We start from the raw sequence: 12175 nt of genomic DNA on the forward strand, positions 1-12175 counted from the left end.
CGTAGGGTGGAAAACCGCGAAGCGTTGTCCACCAGTCCACCCACAAGGTCTGCTTTCGGAGCGAACATGAACAGCCAACTGCAGGACGGCTTTGGCCGCAGTATCGACTACCTGCGCATATCGGTGACCGACCGCTGCGATTTTCGCTGCGTGTACTGCATGGCCGAGGACATGACCTTTCTAGCGCGCCAGCAGGTACTCAGCCTGGAGGAAATCGAGCGCCTGGCACGGCTGTTCGTCGCCCACGGGGTGAAGAAGATCCGCCTTACCGGCGGCGAACCCCTGGTGCGCCAGGGCATAGTCGGGTTGTGTGCGAAGATCGCCGCACTGCCGGGCCTGCGCGAACTGGTGATGACCAGCAACGGCTCGCAGCTGGGCAAGCTGGCCCAGCCCCTGGCGGATGCCGGGGTCAAGCGCCTGAATATCAGCCTGGACAGTCTCAAGCCCGAGCGCTTTGCCGCCATCACCCGTACCGGCGAACTGGCCCAGGTACTGGCCGGCATCGACGCCGCCCGCGCCGCCGGCTTTGCCCGCATCAAGCTCAATGCCGTGGTGATGCAGGGGCGCAACGCCGACGAGGTGCTGGACCTGGTCGACTACGCCGTGCAGCGCGGCCTGGATATCAGCTTTATCGAGGAAATGCCCCTGGGCCAGGTGGGCCGCTCCCGGGAAGAAAGCTTCTGCTCCAGCGACTGGGTGCGCGAGCGCATCAGCCAGCGCTACAGCCTGATCGACAGCGCCGAGCAGAGCGGCGGCCCGGCCCGCTACGTGCGCATCCAGGGCCATGCCGACAGCCGCATCGGCTTTATCTCGCCCCATAGCCACAACTTCTGCGCCACCTGTAACCGCGTGCGCCTCACCGCCGAAGGCCGCCTGCTGCTGTGCCTGGGCCACGAACACTCGGTGGACCTGCGCGCCCTGCTGCGCCGCCACCCGGAAAGCGACGCACCGCTGCTCGACGCCATCCACGCCGGCCTTGCGCGCAAACCCCAGCGCCATGACTTCAGCATCGGCGGCGAGGTGCAGGTACTACGTTTTATGAACGCCAGCGGCGGCTAACACCGCCCCCAGCTTTACCCTCCCATTGGGCCGTTTACGGCCCTTTTTTACGCCTGCAGCCCGTGGCGTGGATAGCGCTTTATCCATTCTGTGAAGCCCGTAGGGTGGATGTCGCTTTTTACATCCACCGTGTGCCGATGAGGCTGAGCCGGCGGTGGAAAACGCTGCGCGGTTTTCCACCCTACGGGTTGCCGCCCTTGATGCACGGTATGGCCGGTCGCGACAGATCACTACCTGTGCACGATTTTCCGGCCCACGCCGATAAGTCCCCTCGCTGCTCTAGGGAGAGGGGAACAAACCGCACGGGAATTGGCCACACAATCATTAATTCCCCCTTCTTGATCATCATCAATTTCTGCACAGGCCTTTATAGGGACTATGCACATCATGTTGTGTTCTGAATTAACTCAAACAACAATATGATGTGTTTAAGGAGGTGGTGATGAGCCCGCTTGATCTGCAGTTCGGCCCCCGCATGCTGTACAAACGCGACGGCAGTGAGGTGCCCTTCGATGCCGACAAGATCCAGCGCGCCATCGCCGCCGCCGGTCAGGCCACCGGCGCCTTTGCGCTGGACGAGGCCCGCGAGCTGACCCTGGCGGTGCTGGCCCGCCTGCTGGATGCCAAGCCCCTGAGCGTGGAGCAGGTGCAGGACAAGGTCGAGCTGGTGCTGATGGAGGCCGGCTACTATCAGACCGCTCGCGCCTATATCGTCTACCGCGAGCAGCACGGCCGCCTGCGCCGCGACCGCAAGACCCTGGTGGACGTAGCCGCGTCGATGAACGAATACCTGTCCCGCGAGGACTGGCGCGTACAGGCCAACGCCAACCAGGGTTATTCCCTGGGCGGGCTGATCCTCAACGTGGCCGGCAAGGTCACCGCCAACTACTGGCTGGATGAGGTCTACAGCAGTGATATCGGCTGGGCCCATCGTGAGGCCGATCTGCATATCCATGACCTGGACATGCTCGCCGGCTACTGCGCCGGCTGGTCCCTGCGCACCCTGCTGCACGAAGGCCTCAATGGCATTCCCGGGCGGGTCGAGGCCGGGCCGCCCAAGCACCTGTCCAGCGCCCTGGGGCAGATGGTCAACTTCCTCGGCACCCTGCAAAACGAATGGGCCGGGGCCCAGGCCTTCAGCTCCTTCGATACCTATCTGGCGCCCTATGTGCGCAAGGACAACCTGAGCTATGAGCAGGTGCGCCAGTCCCTGCAGGAATTTATCTACAACCTCAACGTGCCCTCGCGCTGGGGCACGCAGACGCCCTTTACCAACCTGACCTTCGACTGGGTCTGCCCCGAGGATCTGCGCGAGCAGGTGCCGGTGATCGGCGGGCAGGAAATGCCCTTCTGCTACGGCGAGCTGCAGGCCGAGATGGAGCTGATCAACCGCGCCTATATCGAAGTGATGATGGCTGGCGACGCCAAGGGCCGGGTGTTCACCTTCCCCATTCCCACCTACAACATCACCCATGATTTTCCCTGGGACAGCGACAACGCCACGCGCCTGTTCGACATGACCGCGCGCTACGGCCTGCCGTACTTCCAGAACTTCCTCAACTCGGACATGCAGCCCAATCAGGTGCGCTCCATGTGCTGCCGCCTGCAACTGGACGTGCGCGAGCTGCTCAAGCGCGGCAACGGCCTGTTCGGCTCGGCCGAGCAGACTGGCTCCCTCGGCGTGGTGACGCTCAACTGCGCTCGTCTGGGCTATCTCTACCGCGGCGATCTGGAGGGCCTCTACCTGCGTCTGGATCAGCTGCTGCAACTGGCCTACGAGAGCCTGGAGGTCAAGCGCAAGGTGATCCAGCACCATATGGATGCCGGCCTCTACCCCTATACCAAGCGTTACCTGGGCACCCTGCGCAACCACTTTTCCACCATCGGCGTGAATGGCCTGCACGAGATGCTGCGCAACTTCACCGACGACCGCGAAGGCCTGCACACCGAGGCCGGCCGCGCGCTGGCGCTGCGCCTGCTCGACCATGTGCGCGGGCGCCTGGTGCAGTTTCAGGAAGACAGCGGCCACCTGTACAACCTCGAAGCCACCCCGGCCGAGGGCACCACCTACCGCTTCGCCAAGGAAGACCAGAAGCGCTTCCCCGGCATTCTGCAGGCCGGCAGCTTCGAGGCGCCGTACTACACCAACTCCTCGCAGCTGCCGGTGGGCTTTACCGACGACCCCTTCGAGGCCCTGGAGCTGCAGGACGCCCTGCAATGCAAATACACCGGCGGCACCGTGCTGCACCTCTATATGGCCGAGCGGATTTCCTCGGCCGAGGCCTGCAAGAAGCTGGTGCGCACCGCGCTATCGCGCTTCCGTCTGCCCTACCTGACGGTGACCCCGACCTTCTCCATCTGCCCGGTCCACGGCTACCTGGCCGGCGAACACGAGTTCTGCCCCAAGTGCGACGAAGCCCTGCTCAGTACGTCCAGCTGCTGCGGCGCCTGCGGCGGCTAAATCACAATTCCACCCACAGCAAGGAGCAACACCATGAATGCACATGTGCAACTGCCCGAAGCCCAACGTCAGCGCTGCGAAGTCTGGACCCGCGTGATGGGTTATCACCGACCGGTAACGGCCTTCAACCTGGGCAAGCAGTCGGAGCACCGCGAGCGCAAGCACTTCCGCGAAGCCCGTTAAAGCGCCGGGCCCTGGCGCCTGTCTCTGGCGTCGGGGCCGGCTCGCAAGGAGCTGACCATGACTGAATTTCCTCCCACCGCCGCCGAGCGCCTGCGGGTCGGCGGTCTGGTGCCCCTGACCACCCTGGACTTCCCCGGGCAGCTGGCCTGCGTGCTGTTCTGCCAGGGTTGCGCCTGGCGCTGCGGCTACTGCCATAACCCCGAGCTGATCCGTAAAGGCGCGGCCTACGACATTCCCTGGCCCGAGCTGCTGGCCTTTCTCCAGCGCCGCCGCGGCCTGCTCGATGCTGTGGTGTTCAGCGGCGGCGAGGCGACCCTGCAACCGGCTCTGCCGGCGGCCATACAACAGGTGCGCGAACTGGGCTTCAAGGTCGGCCTGCACAGCGCCGGCATCAAACCGGGCAGCCTGCAGCGGGTACTGCCGCTATGCGACTGGGTGGGCTTCGACGTCAAGGCCCTGGAGGAGGAGACCACAATGATTACCGGCATCAGCGGCAGCGGCCAGGCCAACTGGCGCAGCCTGGAGCTGCTGCTCGGCAGCCAGGTGGCCTACGAATGCCGCACCACGGTGCACTGGCAACTGTTCGACTGCCGCCGCCTGCAACGCCTGGCCGAGCGTCTGGCAGGGCTGGGCGTCAGCCATTTCGTGGTGCAGCAGGTGCGCAGCCAGCGCATGCTCGACCCCAACCTCGGCCCCTCCATCACCCCACCCGAGGCCGAGGCCCTGTGGCCTTACATGCAGCAACTCTTTCCCCGTTTTGAACTGCGCAGCGCCTAGGGCAGTAGCTGGCAATTATCTGCGGTTGCCACCCGTAGGGTGCGCCATGCGCACCGACCGCTGTGCAAATTGCAGCGGGGTAGGGTGGATAACGCGCAGCTTATCCACCGACGTTTCCATTAATAACAGAGTATTTTGCTCGGAATTGATCTGGGTCATGCACTGCGACCAACCGCCTCGGCATAGTGCACCCATGCCGATCATGAGAGTCGCACAGTGAAGCCCATCAGCCCCTTGCCCGCCTGTTCCATCCTCCTGCTCTGCGGCGGCGAGGGCCGGCGCATGGGTGGGCGTGACAAGGGCCTGCTGCCCTGGCAGGGGCTGCCCATGGTGGAGCATCTGCAGCGCCTGGTACGGCCACTGACCGCGGATCTGATCATCTCCTGCAACCGCAACTTCACCCGCTATGGCGCCCTGGCAGACCAACTGGTGGCCGACGGCACCCAGGACTATGCCGGGCCTTTGGCCGGTATCCGTATGGGCCTGCGGGTGATGCGTGAACCCTGGTTGCTGGTGCTGCCCTGCGACCTGCCGCGCCTGGACCTGGCGCTGCTGCAGCAGATGCGCCAGTGCGCCGCCCAGGAGCAGCGGCCCTGGCTCTTGCAGCAGGGCGAACAGGTCGTACCCTTGCCCTGTATCCTGCCGCGTAGCAGCGTGAGCGCGTTGGAGCAGGCCTGGGCCCAGGGCGAACGCAGCCCGCGACGCTGGCTGCAGCAGCAGGGCGCCGCAAGCCTGCACTGCGCGGTGGATGACCCGCGCCTGTACAACTTCAATACCCCCGATTACCTCAGCATTCCAGCCTGAACCACAAGGACTCTCCCATGCAGATCCTCGATAAACGCAGCGCCCTGGCCATCTGGCCGGTGCTGCGCCTGGGCTTTCGTCCCTTCTTTCTCCTGGGTGCCTTGCTGGCCCTGCTGGCCATCCCGCTCTGGCTGCTGGCCCTGAACGGCAGCGGGCTGCTGCCAAGCCCGGCCGGTGGTTGGCTGGCCTGGCATCGGCATGAACTGGTATTCGGCTTTGCCGGGGCCATCATCGCCGGCTTTCTGCTGACCGCGGTGCAGACCTGGAGCGGTCGGCCGGGCCTTTCCGGTAAGCCCCTGGCGGCCCTGGTGCTGGTCTGGTTGCTGGGCCGCTTGAGCTGGTGGGGTGGAGCGCCCTGGCTGTTGCTGCTGAGCAACCTGGCTTTCTTCGCCGCCTGCGCCTGGGTGATGGGTCGCACCCTGTGGGCCGTGCGCCAGCAACGCAACTACCCGATCGTGGCGCTGTTGCTGCTGCTTGGCGGCGCCGACGCCCTGAGTCTGGTCGGCGTGCTGCAGCACAACGATGCCTGGCAGCGTCAGGGCGTATGGACTGCCCTGTGGCTGGTGGTGGCCATGATGGGGCTGATCGGCGGGCGGGTGATTCCTTTCTTCACCCAGCGCGGCCTGGGCCGGCAGCAGGCGGTGCAACCCTGGATCTGGCTGGACTGGACCCTGCTGCTGGGCAGTGCCCTGATCGCTCTGCTGCACGCCGCTGGCCAGGCCATGCAACCGCAGGTATGGATAGGCGCGCTGTTCGCCACCCTGGGTTTGGGCCATCTGCTGCGTCTGCTGCGCTGGTTCGATGGCGGTCTGCTGCGGGTGCCGCTGCTGTGGTCGCTCCACCTGGCCTACGCCTGGCTGGTGCTGGCCTGTATGGGCATGGCGTTGTGGCATTTTGGCTGGCTGAACAATGTCAGCCTGGCCCTGCATGCCCTGACCGTCGGCGCCATGGCCGGGCTGATCCTGGCCATGCTGGCGCGGGTCTCCCTGGGCCATACCGGGCGTCCGCTTGAGCTGCCCCGGGGTTTTGCCCTGGCCTTTGTGCTGCTCAACCTGGGCGGGCTGATCCGCGTATTCGCCACACCCTTCTGGTATCGCGAAGCACTATGGCTGGCCGGCCTGTGCTGGAGTCTGGCCTTTGCCCAGTACCTCTGGTGCTACGCCCCCATGCTGCTACGCACCCGTGCCGACGGCCATCCCGGGTAGCGAGCTGCTTTGTATAAAGGAGAGATCGGTATGCTGTATCTGTCGCTGAAAACCCTGCACCTGATCGCCGCTGCCTTCTTTGTCGGTGGGGTGTTCTTCGAAGTGATGATCCTCAGCCGTGCTACCCAAGCCCTGGACGAAGGCCCGCGCCAGCAACTGAGCAAGGCCCTCGGCCAGCGTGCCCGCAGCGTGATGCACTGGGTGGTGCTGGCCCTCTATGGCGCCGGTATCTCCCTGGCCTGGCAATACCGCGCGCTGCTGCGCGATCCCCTGGCCAGCAGTTTTGCCACCCTGCTCAGCCTGAAAATCCTCCTGGCTGTGAGCATACTCGGCCACTTTATCGGCGTGGTCTACCTGCTGCGCAGCGGCCGCATGACCCCCAGCCGCTCCCGCGCCATCCACCTCAGCGTACTGGTGCAGATGCTGCTGATCCTGCTGCTGGCCAAGAGCATGTTTGTTCTGAGTTGGTGAGGTAGGGCGTCTGCGGGTAGGCTGTTTGTACCTGTAATGATCTCTTTTGGAGAGTCCATGGCCCGTATCACTATTCGGAATCTCGACGATGAACTCATGGCCAAGCTACGAATGGCTGCTGCAAGCCGCGGGCGCTCCATGGAAGAAGAGGTTAGGGTGATCATTCGTCAGGCGCTGTTCAAGTCAGATCAGCAGGGCGGTTTGGGTAGCCGAATCCATGCTCGTTTTGTGGCTGCGGGCGCTACTGATCTTGAAATTCTTGCCCACAAAGACAAGGCCCGGGCTGCGAGCTTTGACGAATGATTCTGCTGGATACCAATGCACTGACATTCTCGCTGTTGGATTTGCTGGAGACCTCCTAAGGCCGGTGAGCCGGTTCGTAACGACGGCATTTTTGGCGCTTTCATTGGCTTTGGTTACTGGCACAGGAAAATCCAGCCTTTAGCGGATCAGATGGCCGTCCCTCAGCTTGAGCTAGCAAGGCTGCAGCTCCTATCGCTGACTGCTGACCTGAAGGCGAAAGGTATCGAGATCGACAAGCCTAAAGACGGCTAGTCCTCCTTTTGCGCCATCCCTCCACTTGAAAGCGCTGCGCAATGGCGTAGTATGTCCGTAACGCTTAACGTTAAGGGTTAATGCGTGATCCTGAATTTCAGATGCACAGAAACCCAGGCTCTGTTCGAAACGGGCGATTCACGGCGCTGGAAAAATATTCTGAGCGTCGCTACCCGAAAGCTGACGATGTTGCATGCTGCTACTGAGCTTCGAGACTTGCGTTCTCCACCGGGCAACCGCCTGGAAGCGCTGCAGGGCAACCGAGCAGGTCAGTACAGCATCAGGATTAACGATCAGTTCCGCATCTGTTTCGAGTGGACAGACGCGGGCCCAACGAATGTTGAAATAGTCGATTACCACTGAGGAGGTCGCACCATGGCAATTAACGGAATGCGTCCCATCCATCCGGGCGAGATCCTGCGCGAAGAATTCTTGGAGCCGTTGAACATTTCGCCGGCTGCGCTTGCTCGCGCCCTGCATGTGTCTGCGCCAACGGTTAATGAAATTGTGCGTGAGCGGCGGGGCGTAACTGCTGATATGGCTATTCGCCTGGGTCGCTACTTCGATACGTCTGCACAGTTCTGGATGAACCTGCAGACCGACTATTCGTTGGCGACAACCTTCGCTGCAAATGGCGAAGAGATTGAGCAAGAGGTCGAACCGCTCCGCGCTCATGGATGAGGCGGTAGTCAGAATGTAGTCTGTTTGTAGTCTGCCCGGAAAACAAAAAAGGGCTTAGCCTTCGCTAAACCCTTGTTTTGTTTGGTGGCTACGCAGGGACTTGAACCCCGGACCCCAGCATTATGAATGCTATGCTCTAACCAGCTGAGCTACGTAGCCGAGTGGCGCGCATTTTCCGCGTCTGGTGTTCTGCTGTCAACCCTGTTGTGTAGATATTTTTATTTTTATCAAGCGTTTAGGCTGCGCGGCGGGTTTTCTGGCCTGGATAAGCAAAACCCCGCCGGAGCGGGGTTTGCGGTGCGCTTACACGTTGAAGCGGAAGTGCATCACGTCGCCATCCTTGACGATGTACTCCTTGCCTTCCAGACGCCATTTGCCGGCTTCCTTGGCCCCGGCTTCGCCCTTGTACTGGATAAAGTCGTTGTAGCCGATGACTTCGGCACGGATAAAGCCTTTTTCGAAGTCGGTATGGATCACGGCGGCGGCCTGTGGTGCGGTGGCGCCGACGCGGACGGTCCAGGCGCGTACTTCCTTGACCCCGGCAGTGAAGTAGGTCTGCAGGTTGAGCAGTTCGTAACCGGCGCGAATCACGCGGTTCAGGCCCGGCTCGGTCATGCCCATGGTTTCCAGGAACATCTGCATCTCTTCCAGATCGTCCAGTTCGGCGATCTCGGCTTCGATCTTGTTGCACACCGGCACCACGATGGCGCCTTCTTCTTCGGCAATGGCACGTACCACATCGAGGTGCGGGTTGTTGTCGAAGCCGTCCTCGGCGACGTTGGCGATATACATCACCGGCTTGGTGGTGAGCAGGTGGAAGGTCTTGGCCAGGCGCTTGTCGTCCTCGCTCAGGTTCTTCAGCAGGCTGCGCGCCGGCTTGCCCTCGGTGAAGTGGGGGATAAGCTTTTCCAGCAGGGCTTTCTGTGCCACGGCCTCCTTGTCACCGCCCTTGGCGCTGCGGGTGACGCGCTGCAGTTGCTTTTCGCAGCTGTCGAGGTCGGCCATGATCAGTTCCAGGTCGATGATCTCTATATCGCGCTTGGGGTCGACGCTGTTGGCTACGTGGATGACGTTTTCGTCTTCGAAGCAGCGCACCACGTGGGCGATGGCGTCGGTCTCGCGGATATTGGCGAGGAACTTGTTGCCCAGGCCTTCACCTTTGGAGGCGCCCGCCACCAGGCCGGCGATATCGACGAACTCCATGGTGGTGGGGATAACCTTCTCGGGTTTTACGATCTCGGCCAGGGCATCCAGGCGCGGGTCGGGCATGGGCACGATGCCGCTGTTCGGCTCGATGGTGCAGAAGGGGAAGTTTTCTGCGGCGATGCCGGATTTGGTGAGGGCGTTGAACAGGGTGGACTTGCCGACGTTGGGCAGGCCGACGATGCCGCAGTTGAATCCCATGATGTGTCCCTCGCGCGTTGGCGATAAAGAGTTAGGAGGTGGCTTTCTGGCTGTGCAGCTTGCGCATGGCTACGGTCCAGTCGCCTGCGAGGATTTCCGGCAGGACGCCCAGGGCGAAGTCGATGCTGGTATCCAGCAATTCCTGCTCGCTGCGCGGGGCGCGTCCGAGAACGAAGTTGGAAACCATGCTGCTGTGCCCCGGATGGCCGATGCCAAGCCGCAGGCGGTGAAAGTTATTCTGATTGCCGAGCTGGGCGATGATATCGCGCAGCCCGTTATGCCCGCCGTGCCCGCCACCCTGTTTGAGTTTGGCGACGCCGGGGGGCATGTCGAGTTCGTCGTGGGCCACCAGTATGGCGTCCGGCGTGATGCGGAAAAAATTCGCCAGCGCCGCCACGGCCTGGCCGCTGCGGTTCATATAGGTGGTGGGGATCAGCAGACGAACGTCGCGGCCCTGATGGCTGAATTTACCCACCAGGCCAAAATACTTTTTGTCGAGGCTGAGGTTGGCCCGCTCGCGGTCAGCCAGGCGCTCAACGAAAAGGGCCCCTGCATTATGCCGGGTCTGGTCGTATTCGGGGCCTGGATTACCCAGGCCGACGATCAGTTGTACGGCAGTCATGTCAGGAGCCCTTTGCTGGAAATCGCCCGGTAGAATCGCATACCGGGCTGGTTTCCGACGCGCTGCGATTACTCGCCGGCGTCTTCTGCTTTCACGCGCGAAGCGTGGATGTTAGATACGGCCAGATCGTTGCCGTGGGCCAGGGCCACCAGCTCGACGCCTTTCGGCAGCTTGAGGTCGGACAGGTGCAGGGTCTGACCCACTTCAACGGTAGCCATGTCGACTTCGATGAACTCAGGCAGGTCCTTCGGCAGGCAGGACACTTCAACTTCAACGATGGTGTGAGAAACTTCGCCGCCCTGCTGCTTAACGCCTACGGAGGTGGCTTCGTTGAGGAAGTGCAGCGGTACGTGAGCGGTCAGCTTCTGGCCGGCAACTACGCGCTGGAAGTCGGCGTGCAGGACGAAGCCTTTGGCCGGGTGGCGCTGCAGGGCCTTGATCAGTACGGTTTCCTTGGCACCGGCAACATCCAGGGTCAGGACGTGGCTGAAGGCCGCTTCGTTTTCCAGCAGCTTGGCGAAATCCTTGGCCAGCAGGCTGATCGATTGCGGGGCTTTTTCGCCGCCGTAGATTACGGCAGGCACCATGGCGACGTTACGACGCAGGCGGCGGCTCGCACCTTTCCCCAGGTCGGAACGCACTTCGGCATTCAGGGCAAATTCAACAGTCATTTCACTTCTCCAAAATAACCAAACCGTCCTTCACGCTTGCGACCAGCGTCCGGACGGTTGGGTAAAAGGCCTTGCCGTCAGGGCAGGGCGGTTGCGCTCAGGGCGTGTTCCGAATTAACGGAACATCGCGCTGATCGATTCTTCATTGCTGATGCGGCGTACCGCTTCAGCCACTACCGGGGCGATATCCAGCTGACGAATACGCGAGCAGGATTGCGCCGCTGCCGACAGCGGGATGGTGTTGGTCACCACCAGCTCGTCGAGCACGGAGTTTTCGATGTTCTCAATGGCGCGGCCAGACAGCACCGGGTGGGTGCAGTAGGCGTAAACCTTGGCGGCGCCGCGCTCTTTCAGCGCCTTGGCGGCGTGGCAGAGGGTGCCGGCGGTGTCGACCATGTCGTCGACCAGGATGCAGGTACGGCCTTCGACGTCGCCGATGATGTGCATCACTTCGGAGTGGTTGGCCTTTTCACGGCGCTTGTCGATGATCGCCAGGTCCACACCCAGGGATTTGGCCACAGCGCGGGCACGCACCACGCCGCCGATATCCGGGGAAACGATCATCAGGTTGTCGAAGCGCTGGTCTTCGATATCATCCACCAGTACCGGGGAACCGTAGATGTTGTCCACCGGGATATCGAAGAAGCCCTGGATCTGATCCGCGTGCAGGTCGACGGTCAGAACCCGGTCGATACCTACCACGGTGAGCATGTCAGCCACGACTTTGGCGCTGATGGCCACGCGAGCGGAGCGCGGGCGGCGATCCTGGCGGGCATAGCCGAAGTAGGGGATAACAGCAGTAATTCGGGTCGCTGAGGAGCGGCGGAAGGCGTCGGCCATCACTACCAGTTCCATCAGGTTATCGTTGGTTGGCGCGCACGTCGGTTGAATCAGGAAGACGTCTTTACCGCGGACGTTCTCGTTGATTTCAATCATGATCTCGCCGTCGGAGAATTTACCGACCGAGGCATCACCGAGGGGAATGTGCAGCTGACGTACGATACGTCGCGCCAGATCGGGGTTAGCGTTCCCCGTAAAGACCATCATCTTGGACACGCGCAGTACCTGCCGGCTGAGGGTATACCTGGATGAGTATAGAAAATGGCAGGGGCGGCTGGATTCGAACCAACGCATGCCAGGATCAAAACCTGGTGCCTTACCGCTTGGCGACGCCCCTGTATCCGGTGTTGCTTGAATGCCTTGAGTTGCCTATCCGCTCCAGGACGGAAATGGCAGGGGCGGCTGGATTCGAACCAACGCATGCCAGGATCAAAACCTGGTG

At 62.2% G+C, this 12175-nt stretch carries 12 protein-coding genes, 3 tRNA genes and 1 pseudogene (1 of these 16 only partly in view); 9 read left to right on the forward strand and 7 right to left on the reverse strand.

Annotated features, from left to right (window positions below; translation table 11 throughout):
- Positions 1–66: 66 nt before the first annotated feature.
- The 9 genes and pseudogenes from moaA to GJV18_RS06885 all read left to right on the forward strand — a co-directional run bounded on the left by moaA (position 67) and on the right by GJV18_RS06885 (position 8196).
- The gene (moaA, locus tag GJV18_RS06840; protein ID WP_160343953.1) at positions 67–1059 is read left to right on the forward strand and encodes a GTP 3',8-cyclase MoaA; all 993 of its coding nucleotides are present in this window, start codon (positions 67–69) and stop codon (positions 1057–1059) included.
- 442 nt (positions 1060–1501) lie between these two features.
- Positions 1502–3703: pseudogene (locus tag GJV18_RS06845) on the forward strand (ribonucleoside triphosphate reductase).
- A gap of 57 nt (positions 3704–3760) precedes the next feature.
- Positions 3761–4480: an anaerobic ribonucleoside-triphosphate reductase activating protein gene (locus GJV18_RS06855; RefSeq protein WP_160343956.1), complete on the forward strand. Its 720-nt coding sequence runs from the start codon at positions 3761–3763 to the stop codon at positions 4478–4480.
- 216 nt (positions 4481–4696) lie between these two features.
- Positions 4697–5284 carry a molybdenum cofactor guanylyltransferase MobA gene (gene mobA, locus GJV18_RS06860; RefSeq protein WP_160343957.1) on the forward strand — a complete coding sequence of 196 codons (588 nt, stop codon included), beginning with the start codon at positions 4697–4699 and terminating at the stop codon, positions 5282–5284.
- 17 nt (positions 5285–5301) lie between these two features.
- Positions 5302–6489 carry an NnrS family protein gene (locus GJV18_RS06865; protein WP_160343958.1) on the forward strand — a complete coding sequence of 396 codons (1188 nt, stop codon included), beginning with the start codon at positions 5302–5304 and terminating at the stop codon, positions 6487–6489.
- A gap of 30 nt (positions 6490–6519) precedes the next feature.
- On the forward strand, positions 6520–6960 hold the full coding sequence (locus GJV18_RS06870; RefSeq protein ID WP_160343959.1) for a CopD family copper resistance protein: 441 nt from the start codon (positions 6520–6522) through the stop codon (positions 6958–6960).
- Between the two features lie 57 nt (positions 6961–7017).
- Positions 7018–7263 (forward strand): FitA-like ribbon-helix-helix domain-containing protein, encoded by a 246-nt coding sequence (locus GJV18_RS06875; RefSeq protein WP_160343960.1) that lies wholly within the window; start codon positions 7018–7020, stop codon positions 7261–7263.
- A 336-nt stretch (positions 7264–7599) separates the two neighbouring features.
- A complete protein-coding gene (locus tag GJV18_RS06880; RefSeq protein ID WP_160343961.1) occupies positions 7600–7878 on the forward strand; it encodes a type II toxin-antitoxin system RelE/ParE family toxin in 279 nt (92 codons plus the stop codon).
- A 12-nt stretch (positions 7879–7890) separates the two neighbouring features.
- Positions 7891–8196, forward strand: a complete 306-nt coding sequence (locus GJV18_RS06885; RefSeq protein WP_160343962.1) for a HigA family addiction module antitoxin — start codon at positions 7891–7893, stop codon at positions 8194–8196.
- 82 nt (positions 8197–8278) lie between these two features.
- On the opposite strand, the gene GJV18_RS06890 is transcribed toward GJV18_RS06885, so the two are convergent.
- The 7 genes from GJV18_RS06890 to GJV18_RS18570 form a co-directional block, all read right to left on the reverse strand.
- Positions 8279–8355 (reverse strand) — tRNA-Met (locus tag GJV18_RS06890).
- Between the two features lie 144 nt (positions 8356–8499).
- The gene (ychF, locus tag GJV18_RS06895) at positions 8500–9600 is read right to left on the reverse strand and encodes a redox-regulated ATPase YchF (RefSeq protein ID WP_160343963.1); all 1101 of its coding nucleotides are present in this window, start codon (positions 9598–9600) and stop codon (positions 8500–8502) included.
- A 31-nt stretch (positions 9601–9631) separates the two neighbouring features.
- Positions 9632–10222, reverse strand: a complete 591-nt coding sequence (pth, locus tag GJV18_RS06900; RefSeq protein ID WP_160343964.1) for an aminoacyl-tRNA hydrolase — start codon at positions 10220–10222, stop codon at positions 9632–9634.
- Positions 10223–10290: 68 nt separating this feature from the next.
- Complete coding sequence (locus GJV18_RS06905) at positions 10291–10893, reverse strand: 50S ribosomal protein L25/general stress protein Ctc (RefSeq protein WP_160343965.1); 603 nt, start codon at positions 10891–10893, stop codon at positions 10291–10293.
- Between the two features lie 114 nt (positions 10894–11007).
- A complete protein-coding gene (locus GJV18_RS06910) occupies positions 11008–11949 on the reverse strand; it encodes a ribose-phosphate pyrophosphokinase (protein WP_160343966.1) in 942 nt (313 codons plus the stop codon).
- Between the two features lie 46 nt (positions 11950–11995).
- Positions 11996–12070, reverse strand: a tRNA-Gln gene (locus GJV18_RS06915).
- A 53-nt stretch (positions 12071–12123) separates the two neighbouring features.
- A tRNA-Gln gene (locus GJV18_RS18570) sits at positions 12124–12175 on the reverse strand (it continues 123 nt past the right edge of the window).

This window comes from Pseudomonas xionganensis (genome assembly GCF_009763245.1).
Taxonomy (GTDB): domain Bacteria; phylum Pseudomonadota; class Gammaproteobacteria; order Pseudomonadales; family Pseudomonadaceae; genus Aquipseudomonas; species Aquipseudomonas xionganensis.

What these genes read in the sequence shown, in the direction of transcription:
- GJV18_RS06855 (WP_160343956.1), top strand. Translation starts at nt 3,761, where the DNA reads ATGACTGAATTTCCTCCCACCGCCGCCGAGCGCCTGCGGGTCGGCGGT.
- moaA (WP_160343953.1), top strand. Translation starts at nt 67, where the DNA reads ATGAACAGCCAACTGCAGGACGGCTTTGGCCGCAGTATCGACTACCTG.
- pth (WP_160343964.1), bottom strand. Translation starts at nt 10,222, where the DNA reads ATGACTGCCGTACAACTGATCGTCGGCCTGGGTAATCCAGGCCCCGAA.
- GJV18_RS06905 (WP_160343965.1), bottom strand. Translation starts at nt 10,893, where the DNA reads ATGACTGTTGAATTTGCCCTGAATGCCGAAGTGCGTTCCGACCTGGGG.
- ychF (WP_160343963.1), bottom strand. Translation starts at nt 9,600, where the DNA reads ATGGGATTCAACTGCGGCATCGTCGGCCTGCCCAACGTCGGCAAGTCC.
- GJV18_RS06875 (WP_160343960.1), top strand. Translation starts at nt 7,018, where the DNA reads ATGGCCCGTATCACTATTCGGAATCTCGACGATGAACTCATGGCCAAG.
- GJV18_RS06885 (WP_160343962.1), top strand. Translation starts at nt 7,891, where the DNA reads ATGGCAATTAACGGAATGCGTCCCATCCATCCGGGCGAGATCCTGCGC.
- GJV18_RS06865 (WP_160343958.1), top strand. Translation starts at nt 5,302, where the DNA reads ATGCAGATCCTCGATAAACGCAGCGCCCTGGCCATCTGGCCGGTGCTG.
- GJV18_RS06870 (WP_160343959.1), top strand. Translation starts at nt 6,520, where the DNA reads ATGCTGTATCTGTCGCTGAAAACCCTGCACCTGATCGCCGCTGCCTTC.